The sequence below is a fragment of the Pseudomonas sp. MIL9 genome (genome assembly GCF_016887925.1).
In the GTDB taxonomy this organism is placed as follows: Bacteria; Pseudomonadota; Gammaproteobacteria; order Pseudomonadales; family Pseudomonadaceae; genus Aquipseudomonas; species Aquipseudomonas mohnii.
In genome coordinates, this window is sequence record NZ_JAFEHE010000012.1 from 37703 (window position 1) to 54262 (window position 16560).

The window sequence follows — 16560 nt, forward strand, 5'->3', positions numbered from 1 at the left end:
ATGAGCAATTTCGAGCTCGACGAACTGTTCGATGAAGCGACCGCCGTACCTGAGCCGGCGTTCGGAAAAAGATCCTTTACCCCTATCGAGACGAACTCGGCAGCCCTCGATGAATTGCTGAATCAGCGCCTGGACGGCGTTTTTTCCGGGATCATGGCGTTCGAACAAAAAAAGGCCCTGGCCCTGCGCATAGACGGACGAATCATCGGTACGGGCGAGGCAGATTTCACCAAGGGCAATACGTTCTACACCCTTAACTACAAGGGCAAACGCTTCCAGTTGATTGACGTCCCCGGCATTGAAGGTGACGAAGGCAAATATGCTCATATGGTCCGTGAAGCGGTGGCCAAAGCGCATCTGGTTTTCTACGTCAACGGCACAAACAAGAAGCCTGAAAAAGCCACCGCGCAGAAGATCCACTCCTATCTGCGTCTCGGCACCCAAGTGTGTCCACTGGTGAATGTGCGCGGCAACGCCGATGCCTATGAGTTCGAGGAAGACCGACAGGCCCTCGAACATGGGGGTTCGGCAACGGCATTGCAGCAGACCGTGGGCGTACTCGAATCAGTGCTGGGCGCCAATGCCATACGGTCCGGTCACTGCGTTCAGGGATTGCTGGCCTTTTCGGCCCTGGCCCTTGAACCCGCGACGCAACGTACGACCATCCACCCTTCCCGTGATCGCGACCTGGTCATCCAGCAACGCAATTACCGCAAGCACTTCGCCTCGTCGAAGGCCATGTATGAATTCAGTCAGATCAAGTCGGTCGCCCAGGTGCTTCATGGAAAACTGGGCACCTTCAAAGAAGACATGATTGAAAGCAACAAGACCAAGGTGCGCGAGCTGCTGGTGGAAAACCTCGGCATCCTGCAAGAGCTCCATGACAGCCATGAGACCTTTCTGGCCCGGACCGAGGCGGAATTCGACAAGTGCCGTGTCGCCGTCAAGGATGGATTAGCCAGATTCGAACGACTGGTCCAGGACGGTCGTAAAAACCTCTGGAAGGGACTGTTCATCGACTTGAGCGCCGCTGCCGACAAGATCGTCGAGGAAAATTTCGGCGAAAACGAGTTGATTTCCAGCAAGATCCAGCGCGTGTTTCGGGAGCGTCAGGAGCGGCTAAAAGAAGATCTGCAGACACAGTTCGAAAAGTATCTGGAAGAGTTGCAGGATGATTTGGTCCAGGCCATGCAACGACTGCTGGAGGACGTCTCACGGGTTGAATTCGAACAGGCAATCGCTTACACCCACTCAGACATTGACTCCACCTACAAGACACCGGAGCTGGGGCTGGGTCTCGATCTTGGCGACTATGGCTGGATGCTGTTCAACGTCGGCTCCTATGCCCTGGCCGGGGCGGGTATCGGTACGGCATTTCCCGTCGTCGGGAACATTATTGGCGCGGTAGCCGGCGCCCTGGTGGGGGTCCTGATCAACGTCATGAACTTCTTCGTCGGCAAGGACAAGCGCGTTCGTAAAGCCCAAGCTCAGGTCCAGGAAAAAATCGACGAGGCACGCGACCAGGCCATCGGCTCATTGCGTGAGGAACTGAAAGATTTGCTCGCTCCGGTCCGCCGCCAGATCGAAGACAAAGTCCTAGGACAGGTCAACGACATCCATACATCTCTGACTCGCCCGCTGCACATCATCAAGCAGCAGATGGCGTTGATGAACCGTACTAAAGATCAATTGGAGAAAATGCCCCATGGAACACTTTTCGCAATTCAATGTTGATAAACAGGCGGCGATCAAAGGCCTGGATGAACTTCGGAAAATCTTGAAGGAACTGGGCGAGTTGGGCACTGATGTCTGCGCCGAAATGGAAAAACTGGACTCGGCGGTTCAGGCGATCGAAGCCGACGTGTTGCGCATTGCACTGTTGGGTGCATTCTCCGATGGCAAGACCAGCGTGATCGCCGCGTGGCTCGGCAAAGTCATGGCCGACATGAAGATCGACATGGATGAATCCTCCGATCGCCTGGCGATTTATAGCCCCGAGGGACTTCCTGGCAAGTGCGAAATCGTCGACACCCCTGGACTTTTCGGCGACAAGGAAAAGACCGTCGACGGCGAACAGGTGGTTTATGAGGATCTGACGAAACGCTACATCTCCGAAGCGCACTTGATCCTCTACGTAGTGGACGCCACCAACCCCCTCAAGGAAAGCCACAACGCGATCGCCAAGTGGGTACTGCGTGACTTGAACAAATTGTCTTCGACGGTTTTCGTGATCAACAAGATGGATGAAGTGACCGACTTGACCGAACAGGTGCTGTTCGACGATCAGGCCACCATCAAGAAGGACAACCTGAAAGCCAAGCTGCAGCGTGCGGCCAATCTGAGTGCGGACGAACTGACGCGCCTGAACATCGTCTGCCTGGCCTCTAACCCCGGTGGCCGAGGCCTGGAGTTCTGGTTCGGCAAACCCGAGCATTACGAAAGTCGCTCTCGGATCAACGATCTGAAGGCCATGACCAGTCGCATCCTGCAGGACAATGTACCTGCAGTATTGATTGCCAAAACGGGTATGGACGTCGTGCGCGATGTCGTCGCTCAACATGTGCTCAAAGCCCAGGAACAACAAAGCAAGCTGGAAATTCTGGATCAGCAGAACAACGAGGAATCGGTCCGTATCAACCAGGATATTTCCAAGGGCCGTCGCGAAGTCAAACGCCTCGCGGGTGAGCTGTTCGAGGAGCTGCGCAACATCGAGAACGAGTTGCTCGGCAAACTCCGTCCACTGTCACTGGAAGACATTCGTGGTTATCTCGAGGATGAAATCGGGTACACCGAAGAAGGCGTCGGCTACAAGCTCAACCTGAGGATCAAGGCCTCCATCGATCGCTCGTTCGATCAATCATCCAAGGTCACCAGCCGTATTTCCCAAGACATCGGCCGTCAACTCAACTCAAGTGAAAGCTTTCTCAATGCCATGAGCGAAGGCGCGCTCAAGTCACTGGGCGGCGCTGCCAAAGGCATCGCCAACCTGAGCCCCGATGCCATCAAGGGTGCTGTATTTGCCGCGCGAAACATTCTGGGTGACGTGACCGGCGTGGTCATCAAGTTCAAGCCCTGGCAAGCTACCAAGATTGCCGGTGCCATTTCCAAATGGGCGGGTCCGGCAGGCGCGGCCTTCAACCTGACTTCCGACCTTCTGAGCGCTTACAAGGCCCATGAACTCGAGCAGGAACTGAAGACCGTCAAAGAGTCCATCACCGTGGTCATCAAGAGCTCGTTCAAGGACATCTACGACATTATTGGTGATGATGAAAAACTGCTCGATTTCTTTGCTCCTCAGCTCAAGGAGTTCGAGAAGATCATCGCAGTCGTCACCGAGCGTTCGGAGTTCATCCGCAATCGCCAGCAGAAGCTCAATCAAGTGCAAGAGAAACTTGGCGCGCTCGGGCTTCCTGCTCTCGCAGCGCCTTCAATAAAAGCGTTAACGACCTGATCCTGCCTGATCGCCGCCAGGCATGAAGGCCTGGCGGCCCCTTCCCTCAATGCAACCCGCTGTTGCCCAGTTTCACCCGGGCATAAAAGGTGATGGCCACCGCCGGAATCAATGCCGAATAACCAGGTTTCAGAGCCGTCTTGAAATTGGTGATGACCCGCCCGACGGAGTTCCCCAACAGTTTGGGCACCATCGACAACACGTTGAAGGAGGCGGCACCGGCAATGGTTCCCATCGTCATTCCTGTGCTCACCCGGCCAGCGACCTGCGCGCCGCCGTCAGAGGTCGGCGACTTGAAATAGGAGGTCAACGTCAAGCGCTCCGCCAGCGCATCGACGTGCTTGAAGTAGTGCTCCGCCGAAAGGGTTTCCAGGACTTTCTCAGGTGAATGGCACAACACATGCCCATCCGCGAAAGCGTTACTGAAAAACGTGCGAACCAAGGCGGCCTCGAGTTCCAGGATCGTCGCACAGTCATGCAGGTCGTCACCCAACTCGAAATGCGCTACCAACATTTCAAGCACTTCGGCATAAGGCAAACCACGGCGTCGCGTCATGTTCGCCAGGCAATGTCCGCCCAATAGCTGAAACTCCCGTGTGAAGGCGTAGAGCTTATCGCTTTCGTTGTCGTCCAGATCTGTCCAACTGCTGGTTTTGAGGTGTTTGATCGCTTCACCCAACAAGGCGGGATGCGACTGCTCGATCTGTTCAAAGAGGTCGTAGAGCAAATAGTCATCACGCACGTGATCCTCCTGCGAGGCCACTTCCTTGCCCATGGGCGCGGGGTAATGCTGGCCCTGGAATCCGGCGAAACCGGTGCTGGCCAATACTTTATGCAGCTTCGGCCAGTAATCCTGGTGGCCGAAGCCGTCCATCTCAACGTTGTCGAAGTTCGCAACCTCGTGGCGACCCAGGCACTTCTCGTCTGCGTTCATCAACAGGATCCGGTCATTCCTGGAGAAGGCATTGATCAACCGGCCATTGATGCAGGCCTTGAGTCCTCGCGCTTCTTCGGCACCGACTTCGACGGCCGCCGCCATCAGCAACACATCGCCGATGGTGAGACTGCAACCACCCGGTTGGCGAACCAGTTTTCTTAGCGCGCTGACCAGCACTCGACCGCCCAACGAGTGACCGATCAGATTGATTTCGGTCACGTAGGGGTGCCTGGCCAACAGGTAATCGTCCAGCTCACTGAGCAGCACCTCGCCCATCTCCACCGCCCGACGTCGGCTGCGCGCAAAATGTGCCACCCGCTCCGCGGCGAATGCCGCCACGGCGAAATAGGGATGGACCCGGCTGGCACCCGCGATCAACTGCCGGGAGGCATTTGACATCTGCATGAAATGACCCGAGCGCCAGAAGCCGAGGATATTGATGCCACTGTGCAGCGTCGAAGGAATTTGCTTGGACAACAGCCGACGATCCCTTAGATCGTGCCCGGCGGAATAACCATGAACGAACACATTCGCCACCTCACTGGCACCGTGTGGCAAGGTCAGGAACTTGAAGTGTTTAACCAAGTATAAAAACTCCATTTGAATCAGGACGGATCTACATCAGAGGCAGACTCGGGTTGCATGATTTCGATCAGCGCGCAGTCGTCGATACGACGAGGGTGAAACAACTTCTTTTGCATTTTCCCGAACTTCAATAAGTGATAGCTTATCGCCATTCCGCGACAGAATGCATCCGGGAAATATCTCTGGAGAGGCTCAAGCACGGGCGCTTTGCGCCGACATCAGCTTGACGTTCACCGCCAGGCAGTGTCCTCCGCTGCCGCACTCTGCCCCCCCCTGCACAAGGAAAACACTGTGCCGTCAGCCAAATCCCATTCCACTGTCAGTCGCCAGTGGGAACTGCTCAAGCACTTGCCCAAACGCGAATCGGGCATCACGGTGACCGAGCTTCTGGGGCGACTCGAGGCGTCCGGCTACATCATCAGCCGGCGCACCGTCGAGCGAGACTTGAATGATTTGTCCCTGGTGTTCCCCTTGCAGTGCAGCGAGGACACGCCGCAAGCCTGGTACTGGACGCCCGGGGTTAACGTCGAATTGCAAGGCATCACGTTGACCGAAGCCTTGAGCCTGGCGCTGGTTGAAGATGCAATCCGCCCCCTGCTGCCCGCCAGCATGCTGAGCGTGCTGGAACCTCGTTTTGTGCATGCCCGGCGCAAGCTCAAGGGACTGGAGGACGACAACCCCGCCGCCCGTTGGCTGGAAAAGGTTGCCAGTGTGCGACCGGACCTGAACCTGCAGGCGCCGGACATTGATCCGCAGCGGCTCGAATCCCTGCAAAAGGCACTGATCAATGAGTGTCAGGTGCAGTGCCAGTACTACTCCGCCCATACCGACAAGCTCAGCGAAATGACGCTCAACCCCTTGGCGATGGTGCAGCGCGGGCTGGTGACCTATTTGATTGCCACGGCGCATCCGTACACCGATGTGCGCCAGTTCGCGGTGCATCGTTTTCGATCTGTCGATCAATTGGACAAGCCTGCCGAGGGCCTGCACGAGTTCGACCTGCGCGCCTACCTGGGCAGCGATGCGCTGCAATTCGGATCGCCGGAAAAAATCCGCTTCCAGGCTTGGGTGAGTGAACGCAAGGCACGCCTGATTCGCGAGACGCCCTTGAGTCCGGACATGACGCTGGAACCCCTGGAGGACGGCTATCGGGTGCATGCGACGCTGAGCAACACCTGGCAGTTGCACTGGTGGATTCTGTCCCAGGGCGACGCAATGATCGTGGAGCGGCCAGTCGAACTGCGGGCGCAAATCGGCGAGACGCTGCAACGGGCGGCAGCGGCCTATCAACCGCTGGAAGAGGTCGCGGCAACCGTGGGTTCGCACACCCATGGGCTGACAGCCACGCTGTAACAAACGCACGCGGGGCCGTCCTCCGAGGACAGGCCCTGCGTCACGCGTTGTTCAGTTTGCCTTGAGCAGCGCAGCGACTTTTAACAAGGCCTCGTCGATCTCGCCCAATGGGCATTCAGCGGTCAGGTATTCCGGGCGCGGTTGAAAACCGATGGCTTGGCACAATTGAGCCTGTAGCGCCTCCCGTCCTTGAAGCTCGGTATTTCCGATCTGCAGCAGGAATTGACCCTGCTTGTAACTGACGTAAAGGTGTATCTCCCTGCCAGCGTGTTCGTGATGGAAATACAGGTAAGGCTCATCCGCTTCCCCCGATACGGATTCGTAGTACGGAAGCGAGAGTGGTTGTAACGCTGCACCACCTTCTCGCTGTAACCGGGCATGCAGGGCATACGTGTTGAGTTCGGCATGCGCACCGCTCATGCGTTCTCTGGCGAGCAAATAGATGTCCTGCACATCGTCATTGACGAAGCGCATCTGGCGCCTGCTGCAATAGTTGAATGCCTCGGGGGTTTCGATCAGCAGTTTTTGCCAAGGCACCTCTGGATGGGCCGAAGTGATGATGCGCTGCAGTTGAGGCTCCAGCGGCTGCTCAGCGTCCAATTGGTCCCAGAGTTTGAACAGGATATTGCGCGCATCACGCGCTCCGCCGAGCAATCGCTTCCAACTGCCCTGCTCCGTCGCGCCATTGACCAGAAAGGACCAGTTACTGCCATTGCGCAAGAAGTAATTGCCGAGGGTGAGCAAGGCCCTCTCCCATAGAAAATCCTTGAAGCTCGCGAGACCGCGTGGGGTAAACGTCTTCTGGGCCATATCGAAACTGCGCTGGAATGCCAGTTGCGCGCTGGCATGGTCCACAGACTGAGCGTCCTCACTGTCGTCGAACAAGCGAAGTGCTTCGCTGCGCTCCAGGAGAAAATCGATCTGCCCACGGAAATACAAATGAGATTCCGCTTGTTCTATCAACCCTCGCCAATTGTGCTCTGCCAGGATCAGTTTCGCCTTCTGCACCTCTTCCGACGCCTGCGCGCCATTGAATCCAGTCACCGGGCCAGGGGTTGAAGCGATGTATTCAAGAATCTGCACGGCATGAGGAATCAACTCGCGCAGGCCATTGATGCTGCGTCGCACATCCTCGGGCCTGACGTAAGTAGTGTTGACGGCAAGGTTCACCACCACACGCATCCATTCCTGAAACGCTTGCGGCTGGCTGTCACCATGCGCTCTGAGAAATTCGATGTAGGCGACGAACTCAACGATCTGCGGATAGCTGATCGACAACGGTTCGGCAATGGCCGTCTTGAAGAATGCCTTTTCGTCGAAGACTCGGTCGTCCGGTAGCTTCAGGGCGAAACCTGTTTGCCCTGCGCTCCACCCTTCAAACAGCATCAGGACCGTTTCCGAAAAGGCCCGGTCGAGCCAGCCATTTTCCTCATACGTCTGATAGGTGTTGCGCTGATCCGCAGCCCTCAGCTTGACGAATTCATCGTTGTAGCGAGATTGACTGCTGTCGCGGGTCGCAATGGCAATCAGGCGCAACATGTTCATCACCGCATCGTCAAACAGGTGCATCGCCGTGGGTGATGGATCGCGATTGTCCTGGTTACAAATGTTCCAGAAAAAATCGGCCCACTGGGTGTCCAGACGCCAGGCGAAAAACTTCGCCACGCTCGTCTGAACGCTGCCCATGTTGCGCGTTTCACCCTCGAACTGTTTTTCCAGAACCTGTTCATAACGGGCCTTGAATGTTTCGAATGGCGTGAGCGGCATCCCGCGGGCGTTCATTTTGATATAGAGATCATCGGCCAGGCCAAAATCACGCAGGTCGAGTTTCTGAAAGCTGATGACGGGGCGCTCGCGATCCACCAGGCGAGCGAACGTTGCCGTCGGTGTTTCGAAGAAAAGCTCGTGGATGGCCTGCACCATCGTGAGGGCGGACTGGATGGTAGGGTCCAGTCTCCAATGGCGAAAATACCAGGGCTGGTCGCAAATCAGCGCAGCGATGGACGCTTCGGCGGTAATGGCGTGGTCCGGTTTGAATTGGCTGAGCGCATCAAAGAATTCCGTACTGCTCGGGCGAACACTGTAGGTGAAGCGTGAGGCCTGATCGTCGCAGAAAAGCGTTCTGAACAGCTCCAGCTGATCGTCCCGCAGCGCGATGTACCAGTGAAGGAGGAACAGTGTGGTCAGACGCTGCTGACCGTCCAACGGTTGAAGCTGCCCCGCCTCATTGAGGGTGCCGTAAATGAAATCCAGGTTGAGGGGGAGTTCCGGGGCGTCCTCCGGCAACTGGAATGCCTTGTTCAGTGCAACGAGGAAATCGTTGCGCACATCGATGCTGTCGGATCGTCCTTGCGCGTAATCACGCTGAATCAGCGGGATGCGAATGCTTTGACCGCCCTGGAACAGATCAGCGAACACCATCTGGCTTCCTGCGCCGCTCATACGCTTGGCTCCTGCTTGTCCAGAAAGAAATTGACGAGGGTATTGCACATGGCTTCCAGGTAACCCTGACTATCCTTGACGCTCCAGAAAAGCAGGTGGTCCACGCCCTGGCTGTAGCATTTGAGGAACAGGTTTCGCGTACACAGCGGTACAAAAATGCCACGTTGATCAAGTTCCAGTATCCGCTCCCGTTTTACGGCAAACACTGCATTGCCGTAACCACGATTCGTTTGAGCATCAAGCAGCGTAAGGTTGCCGATACTGTCATCAACTTCGCTGTCCTCTTTGAAGGCCGCCAGGACGCGAGTGTGCAAATCGTGAAACTGCGTGTCGGTAGCGGACTCGGTTTGCGCGAAGTACGCCGCGATGGCCTGGCAAAGATCCCGTTGATCGTCTGCGCCCGTCAGTTGCTTCCGAGCCAGTTGCAGCCATCTGTCTCGTTCAGTTTTACCTTTGGGAATAGAGGTGGTCACCGACCGGACGTGCTCGATGTCCCAGCTGTTCGCCTTGAAACTGTCGAACTGAAAACGAATGTTCGAAGCCGGGTTTTGCAGCAGGCTGGTCAGGTTGAAGAGCAACAGCGTTGTCCGGATTTTGAGCGCATGCTTTTGGCCGTACTCCAGGTCGCCGAGGAACTGTTTAATCGTTGCCCTCAGAACGTCAGCCGTTGCTGCCTCAGGCATCGCCGTGCCGGTTAACTTCAGGAATGCAAGGCTACGAAGCTTCTGTTCGAATTGTCTTTTTGGAATGTCTTGCGACAGTCGGAAAATGGCATCGACCGTTGTGCCCGATTGCACCAGAAAGCCGATGATATGGTACAGACGCCGGTCTTCGAACCACTCCTCCAGCAGCATGTATACCTGCTTTACCCTCAACCATTCGCTCGCGGTCGTGGCGCCTGCTGCCGAAAGCCTGCGGTTGTAAGTGTGGAAAACCGAGTATCGCTCGTCCGGGTCAAAAGAGGGCTCTGCGTCGAGGCGGGCAATCAGCGTGAACAAGAAGCCGATGCGGTTGTGGCCGCCGCTGGTCTTGTTATTGAGGAAATACCAGAACGCGTCGTTCTGTAGCGCTTTTTCCAACTGATCCCATTCATGGGCAATCTGCAACTGCTGGAGGCTAACAGCACCCTCGGCATCGTCCCGTTGGCGCAAAAACAACGCCCGGATAAGCTCGTCGTTGGTCAAGGCTATCTTGCCCACATTCAGCCGGGTAAAGGCGTCCACGGCATTTTCCCGGTCGGAGAGCTCGTACCAGATCACACGGGTCTTGTTGAGCAGTGTCGATTTGATCTCCTCGAATTCGTGGTCCCGCGATTCGAACCATAGTTCGATGGTCTGGATCGCCTGGTACAGATAGAAATAGTCAACGTTTCGGGTGGCGGTGTCCTCAGAAGGATCGTCCAGAAAGTCCCGCAACTCCGGTCGGGTTTCGTATGCCAGGCTGAACAGTTTTGATCGATATTTGACGGCCATCCGCTCATTGAAATGACGAAGTATCAGTAGCAGCGTTGTCAGCCGCTGTTGACCATCGACCACCTCGTATTGACCCTGGCGTGTGTCTTTGAGCACTAACGGTTGCAGGCAGTAGTACTCGTGGGGCTGAGCATTTTCACGCTTGGCAAACTCCCGGACATCCTCGAGCAATTGCGTGACTTGCATCGGCTTCCATCGATAACCGCGCTGGTAGGCGGGTATCCAGAACTGGTTTGGCTGTCCATTTGCGTGGGTGATGAGGTCGTGTACCGACTTGGTATCGAAAACGGCGCGCGTCATTGCGAGAACATCCCTTTTTAACCCATGTAAAACGTCTGCGTGAAGGTGCGAGAGTTGCCAGGCTTACAGCATGATGGCGCAAAGATATCATTCATTGACTGGCGTCGCGACCAACATGATTCGGCAAGCGTATTCAGACTTTTGATCGTCGCTCAGACGCTCCCCTGCCTTGCGCGACTGCGCGGCTCAATTCAGCAGCTCAGTGATCCACCGGGCGTGCCGGGCGATTTCCTCGGCCTTCTCTTCGGGCACTGCCTGTCGCGCCCGGGCGAAGTGGGTCAGGGTCTGCTGTTTATGGCGCAGCAGGCGCTGCCACTTGGTCAGGAACGCCGGGCTGCGTGCCTGCATCTGCAGCGGGCCGAAGTACAGTTCCTCGGCGGTATAGGTCACCGGCCCGTCGCGCTCGGCGACGATGATTTCGTAGTCGAAGCGGTTTTCCCGAAGTACTTCCTCGCAAAGGATTCGGTAGCCATTGTCCATCAGCCATTGACGCAGCGGCTGCTCGCCGCCGTTGGGCTGCAGGATCAGGCGTTCCCGGCCGCTCAGGCGCGCCTTGCCGCTGTCGAGGATGTCGCGGATCGTCTCGCCACCCATGCCACAGAGGCTGATCGCCGTGATGCCGTCTCCCGGCTCGATCGCCGCCAGGCCATTGGCCAGGCGCACGGTGATCCACTGCTCCAGGCCGTTCTCGCGCACGGTGCGTTCGGCCGAGCGCAGCGGCGTCACTGCCACCTCGCCGGCCACCGCCGCCGCGATGGCGCCACGACGCATTAATGCCACCGGCAAGTAGGCGTGATCCGAGCCGATATCGGCCAGGCGTGCATCCGCTGGCACATGCGCCGCCACGCGCTCCAGGCGCATGGACAATGTCTGTTGGTTCAACTGCAGCCCCTTTTCACCACGAACGTCCAGCACCGCAGGCCGGATCGGGACGCAATTCTGTCGAGCAACGCCATAGATTTCAAATCCCGGCGACCAGGACCATGGTTTGCCCCCGTCAGTCCCTTCCCCCGACAGGTCACCACGGTCAGGCGCACACCGTCCAGCCCGAGTGCAGTATGATCGCAAACACGCTTTGAGCCGTTTGATACGGGGGCAACGGGATGACTACAAACACCACACGACAAGGCTGGTCATGGGTCTTGCCCTCGTTGCTCGCCCTCAGCCTGGTGCTGACAGCGGGATGTTCAGGCAAAGCCGCCAAGGCTCGCTATTCGACGTCGAGCGCCGGCTCGAACTGTTACGCAAAAGCGCTGCCCACTTCCGGTGAAGGCGGTCTGGCATGGGGCGACACCTTGAACATGGCTCGCAAAAAATCCCTGGATAATTGCATACGCTATGCCGGCCGGTCCGGTGGCACGCCGGACACCTGCCAAGTGGTGTTGGCGCAATGCAGAAAGTAATGGCGCGGCAGCAAAAAAGGTTCTTCACGGAATCCCGGGATACAACGCTAATGCAATACTTGTAGGAGCCAGCTTGCTGGCGATGGTCGTGAACGATAACGCGGGGAACCTGACGCCCCGCGGTGTCCTCCAGCTCATCGCGAGCAGGCTCGCTGCTACAGAGGACGGTGCCCACGTTGCAATGCCCCTTAAAAAAACGCTTCTACCGCTCTGAATCGCGGTTTCTCCAGATGCAAAACGCCGACAAGCCCTAGCGACCGATCAGCGAACTGGCCAGCAACGCCTCCAGTCCCATCGGCTTGGCAAAATGATATCCCTGGGCCTGCCCTGCGCCCATTTCACGCAGCAAGTCCAGTGTCGCTTGATCCTCGACACCTTCGGCCACCACGCTGAGGTCGAGCGATTCGGCCATCCGCACGATCGCCCGGACGATCGCGCGACTGCGGGCACTGGTGGTCAGTTCGAGGATGAACGACTTGTCGATCTTCAAGCCGCTGAAACGGTATTGATGCACATAGCTCAGGGATGAGAACCCGGCGCCGAAGTCATCGAGCACCACCGACATACCGTTGTCGGCCAATTGCTGCATGGTCAGCCGGGCAATCGCCGGCTCGGCGACCAGCGCACCTTCGGTCAACTCCAGGCAAATGCGTGACGGTTCGACCCCGTGCCGCGCCAGCAGCGCCAGCACTTCATTGGCGAAGTCCGGGCGCGTCATGCTGTAGCTGGAGCAATTGACGTGCACCGCAGGCCAATTGGCGTGCTCGGGTTGTGCGAGGATCGTTGCAACGCTGGTGAGCATGTACAGATCCAGCCGGCCGATCAGGCGCAAACCCTCGACATCCGGCAGGAACTCGCCCGGCGCGATCACCCGGCCGCCCGGTTGATGCCAGCGGACCAGCGCCTCAAGGGCCAGCAATTCGCCGCTTTCAACGCTGACAATCGGCTGGAAATACGGCAGCAGTTCGTCCGTACGCTTGAGCGCGTTGCGCAAGGCCCCTTCGCGCTCCACCTGGTCCGAGACTTCCCGGCGCACTTCCTGGTTGAACACCGCGTAACTGTCGCGCCCGGCGCTCTTGACCCGGTACATCGCCGCGTCGGCATCGCGCAGCAAATCCGCCGGTTCGTGATGGAACTGACTGTCGGCACTGACAATACCGATACTGCAGGACGAAAACACTTCATAGCCATTGATGAAAAACGGCAGGTCAAACGCCACCAGGATCCGTTCGGCGATTTCGATCACCACGTCCAGCGGCGCTTCGGGCGCGAGGACCGAAAACTCATCGCCGCCCAGGCGCGCCAGCATGTCGGCGTCGCGCAGGCATCCGCGCAGGCGATGGGCGGCCTGCATCAACAGCAGGTCGCCAAAATGGTGGCCGAGGCTGTCGTTGACCATCTTGAAACGGTCCAGGTCGATGAACATGACCGCCAGGTGCCCGCCTTCCCTGCCGAACTGCGACCAGGCCGAATTGAGGCGCTGTTGCAGGTAAGTGCGATTCGGCAGCCCGGTCAGCGCATCGTGGGAGTTTTCGTGTTGCAATTTGGCATTGGCGTGATCGAGTTCGCGGGTGCGGTTCTGCACCCGCGCTTCCAGCTTGAGGTTGGCGGCGTGGATCGCTTCGGCGGCCGTGCGCCGCGACAACGCCGTATCAATGTGCCGCGACACGAACGTCAGCAGATCCTGATCCCGCAGGGTATAGCGCACCTGCGAGGTGTAGCTTTGCACCGCCAGCACGCCACGCACCACGTCGCCATCGAACAAGGGAATGCCCAGCCAGGAATGGGATCGGACGGACTCGTCGGCCAGTTCGATTTCGCCCTCGGCCGCCAGTCGCTCGGCTTTGTCAGAGTCAATCAGGCAAGGTCGGCGCTGACGGATAACGTATTCAGTCAAGCCCCGGCACCCACGCCGCGCTGCCGGGCTGGTCGTCTGCCGCTCATCGACGTAATAGGGAAAGGTCACTTCACTGGTCGCGTCGTCGAACAGCGCGATGTAGAAGTTTTGCGCGAACAGCAAGTCACCGACGATGCCATGCAAGGTTTGAAACAACTCAGCCATGTCGCCCGGTTGACTCGATAGCTCCGCGATCTGGAACAACGCGCTCTGCAGGTGTTCGGCGCGCTCCCGATCCGCCACTTCCTGCCTCAAGGCTTCGTTGAGTGCCGAAAGCTCCAGGGTGCGACGCATCACGGTTTCTTCCAGGTCCTCGCGGTGCAGAATCCGGTCCAGGGCCATGGCGACGTGGCGGGCCACCACAAGGAACAGCGCGCGATCTTCAGCACTGTAGATACGAGAAACGTCGTAGACCTGCATCGCGAGCATGCCGAACACGTCATCCGAGGCATTTTTCAACGGGGCGCCCATCCAGAACTCGGGACGGTCACCCACACAGTAGAAACGGCCTTCGGCTTCAGCCGCGAGGATACCGGCGGCGTCGATCAGCAACGGCTGGGCAGTGGTCAATACCTGCCCGGTCAACGACAGGTGCGATGGGTCAAGGTATTCGTAGTTTTCGGACTCCAGGGCATCGACGTCGATGATGTCGACGTAATACGGGTAGTCGATCTTGCCGCTATGGGGGTCATACAGCGCGAGATAGAAGTTCTCGGCATCGATCAGGCTGGCCAGCAGCCGGTGAACCCCCACCAGAAACACCGAACGGTCGCGGGTCGAACTGGCCAGGTAGGTGATCTCATACAGCACTCGCTGAGTGATCTGCGCACGGGCAAGGGTATTGGTCTGGACCTGAATACCCAGCCGCAGGGCAAAGTCGGCGAGCGCCGGGTCTGCGGCTTCGCTGACCGGCGCGAGTAGCCAACCCAGTTCACTTTCGCCCTTTCCGGTGGGCCAGCGGTGCAATCGCCGGGTCCGGCAGAACGTGTCGAACTCTTCGTTCGGGATGCTGGACGGCCACTGCATCCAGGCGTCGCCCTGACCGACCCGATGCAATTGTTCACCGGCGCGGTAAACCGCCCACGCGGAGGTATGGGCCCAGTTGCGCGCTGAGTCCAGCATTTGCTGGATCATGTTCTCGTTGCCAGCGTAAGCCATGCCGACAGTACCCGACGTCCCTTTTGGTTGAGATGCGACAACGTCGCAGTCGTTCGATTGCCGCGGGGAGTCGGTCAATTGACGAACACTCATCAGCGCTCCCTGAGCCAAAAACTGGCGATGCCCACTTACTGATTGCTAGCAATATGCCAGTGAGCTTTTTGTTTATAACTTATGGCGATTTTTTTCAATGGTTTTATTTGCTTTGGCGCCAACAATGAGACAGACAACAAATTGCTCGCCGAAAGTTGTCGATTTTTACCCGGAACTCTTTACTCGCTGTCTTTCGTCTCTGCGTCAGTGTCGCCCGACCAGTCACCGTTGCAGTCACTATCGCCATGCACGGAAGACAGATCCTGTCTTCCGTGCACCTGAGCGGTTACTGCCCGATGGCGGGATATTCGTCGTTACGATCGGGCCAGGGCGTCAAAATCTGAAAGCCATCGTCAGTGACGGCCACCATGTGCTCCCACTGGGCCGATAGCGATTGATCCTTGGTGACCACCGTCCAGCCATCCGCCAGGGTTTTCACATGACGTTTGCCCGCATTGAGCATGGGCTCAATGGTGAAAATCATCCCGGCTTTCAATTTCAGGCCCTGGCCCGGATAACCGTAATGCAGGACCTGCGGCTCGTCGTGGTAGATCTTGCCGATACCATGGCCGCAGTATTCGCGCACAACGCTGAACCCTTCCTTTTCCGCGACCGCCTGGATGGCATGACCAATGTCGCCCAACGTGGCGCCGGGGCGGACGAGTCGAATGCCGGCACACATGGCTTCATAGGTCGTCTTGACCAAATGCCGAGCCTGCGCACTGGGCTCGCCAACGAAGTACATGCGGCTGGTGTCGCCATACCAGCCATCCTTGATGACAGCGATATCGATGTTCACGATGTCGCCATCCTTCAACGTCCTGTTCGAAGGGATGCCATGGCAGACCACTTCGTTGACGGATGCGCACACGGTCTTCGGAAAACCGTGATAGCCAATGTTGCCCGGAATGGCTTTCTGCACGTTGACGATGTGGTCGTGACAGAGGCGATCGAGTTCGTTGGTGGTGACCCCGGCTTTCACGTGGGGAGTGATCATGGCCAGCACTTCGGCGGCCAGCGTGCCTGCTGCGCGTGACTGGGCGATTTCCGCGAGGCTGTTGATCCTGACGTTCGCCTTCATTGACTGGCTCCTGAGATTGCATGGGGCTGGGAGCCTTGAGCGATATCCGCGACAGCACAGAGCTGTTTCAGATCCAGTCCGCCCGCCGATTCGGCACGAATCAGCAAGCGGCAAATATCGCTGTGATCGAGGTTTGGATGTAATTCCGCGAGCATCCCGATGCGCATCCAGTGCTCGGCTTGCGCATTGATCGAGCGACTCAGCGCGTCGCTGGCGACACGCAGGTTCTCATGCATGTTTTCTGAAATTTTGACGATTCCCATGACTTCCACTATATGAAATGCATATGAACCGTATATTAACCGGTTCGAGCATGGAATCAAATCAACCTCATGAAATGGGAGCGCCCCCGCTCCCCCGGAGTGATAAAGCGTTCGATACAAATGGA

General features: G+C 57.6%; 11 protein-coding genes. 4 read left to right on the forward strand and 7 right to left on the reverse strand.

Annotation, left to right across the window (positions count from 1 at the left end; all coding sequences use genetic code 11):
- Together JQF37_RS15100 and JQF37_RS15105 are read left to right on the forward strand one after the other, a co-directional pair.
- Entirely contained in the window at positions 1-1734 is a 1734-nt protein-coding gene (locus tag JQF37_RS15100; protein WP_130207205.1) for a hypothetical protein, read from the forward strand.
- Positions 1706-3451, forward strand: a complete 1746-nt coding sequence (locus tag JQF37_RS15105) for a LeoA/HP0731 family dynamin-like GTPase (protein ID WP_130207203.1) — start codon at positions 1706-1708, stop codon at positions 3449-3451. The genes JQF37_RS15100 and JQF37_RS15105 overlap by 29 nt, the downstream gene beginning before the upstream one ends.
- A gap of 46 nt (positions 3452-3497) precedes the next feature.
- Here JQF37_RS15105 and JQF37_RS15110 read toward each other — a convergent pair whose 3' ends face one another.
- Positions 3498-4973 (reverse strand): DUF726 domain-containing protein, encoded by a 1476-nt coding sequence (locus JQF37_RS15110; protein WP_130207201.1) that lies wholly within the window; start codon positions 4971-4973, stop codon positions 3498-3500.
- Between the two features lie 291 nt (positions 4974-5264).
- Between JQF37_RS15110 and JQF37_RS15115 the strand changes: the two genes are divergently transcribed.
- Positions 5265-6326 (forward strand): WYL domain-containing protein, encoded by a 1062-nt coding sequence (locus tag JQF37_RS15115; RefSeq protein ID WP_130207199.1) that lies wholly within the window; start codon positions 5265-5267, stop codon positions 6324-6326.
- Between the two features lie 51 nt (positions 6327-6377).
- On the opposite strand, the gene JQF37_RS15120 is transcribed toward JQF37_RS15115, so the two are convergent.
- From JQF37_RS15120 to JQF37_RS15130, 3 genes are all read right to left on the reverse strand, one after another.
- Positions 6378-8768 (reverse strand): DUF262 domain-containing protein, encoded by a 2391-nt coding sequence (locus JQF37_RS15120; protein WP_130207197.1) that lies wholly within the window; start codon positions 8766-8768, stop codon positions 6378-6380.
- Positions 8765-10540, reverse strand: a complete 1776-nt coding sequence (locus JQF37_RS15125; RefSeq protein ID WP_130207195.1) for a DUF262 domain-containing protein — start codon at positions 10538-10540, stop codon at positions 8765-8767. Before JQF37_RS15125 ends, JQF37_RS15120 begins: the two co-directional genes overlap by 4 nt.
- Positions 10541-10726: 186 nt before the next feature.
- The gene (locus tag JQF37_RS15130) at positions 10727-11422 is read right to left on the reverse strand and encodes a tRNA (adenine(22)-N(1))-methyltransferase TrmK (protein ID WP_321197569.1); all 696 of its coding nucleotides are present in this window, start codon (positions 11420-11422) and stop codon (positions 10727-10729) included.
- A 221-nt stretch (positions 11423-11643) separates the two neighbouring features.
- Here JQF37_RS15130 and JQF37_RS15135 point away from each other — a divergent pair, with 221 nt between their 5' ends.
- Positions 11644-11943: a DUF4189 domain-containing protein gene (locus JQF37_RS15135; protein ID WP_130207193.1), complete on the forward strand. Its 300-nt coding sequence runs from the start codon at positions 11644-11646 to the stop codon at positions 11941-11943.
- Positions 11944-12193: 250 nt separating this feature from the next.
- Here the strand turns inward: JQF37_RS15135 and JQF37_RS15140 are convergent, their stop codons facing one another.
- The 3 genes from JQF37_RS15140 to JQF37_RS15150 all read right to left on the reverse strand — a co-directional run bounded on the left by JQF37_RS15140 (position 12194) and on the right by JQF37_RS15150 (position 16435).
- Positions 12194-15091 carry an EAL domain-containing protein gene (locus JQF37_RS15140; protein WP_130207191.1) on the reverse strand — a complete coding sequence of 966 codons (2898 nt, stop codon included), beginning with the start codon at positions 15089-15091 and terminating at the stop codon, positions 12194-12196.
- 286 nt (positions 15092-15377) lie between these two features.
- Entirely contained in the window at positions 15378-16172 is a 795-nt protein-coding gene (map, locus tag JQF37_RS15145; protein WP_130207189.1) for a type I methionyl aminopeptidase, read from the reverse strand.
- Positions 16169-16435, reverse strand: a complete 267-nt coding sequence (locus JQF37_RS15150; RefSeq protein ID WP_130207187.1) for a ParD-like family protein — start codon at positions 16433-16435, stop codon at positions 16169-16171. The genes map and JQF37_RS15150 overlap by 4 nt, the downstream gene beginning before the upstream one ends.
- Positions 16436-16560 lie beyond the last annotated feature (125 nt).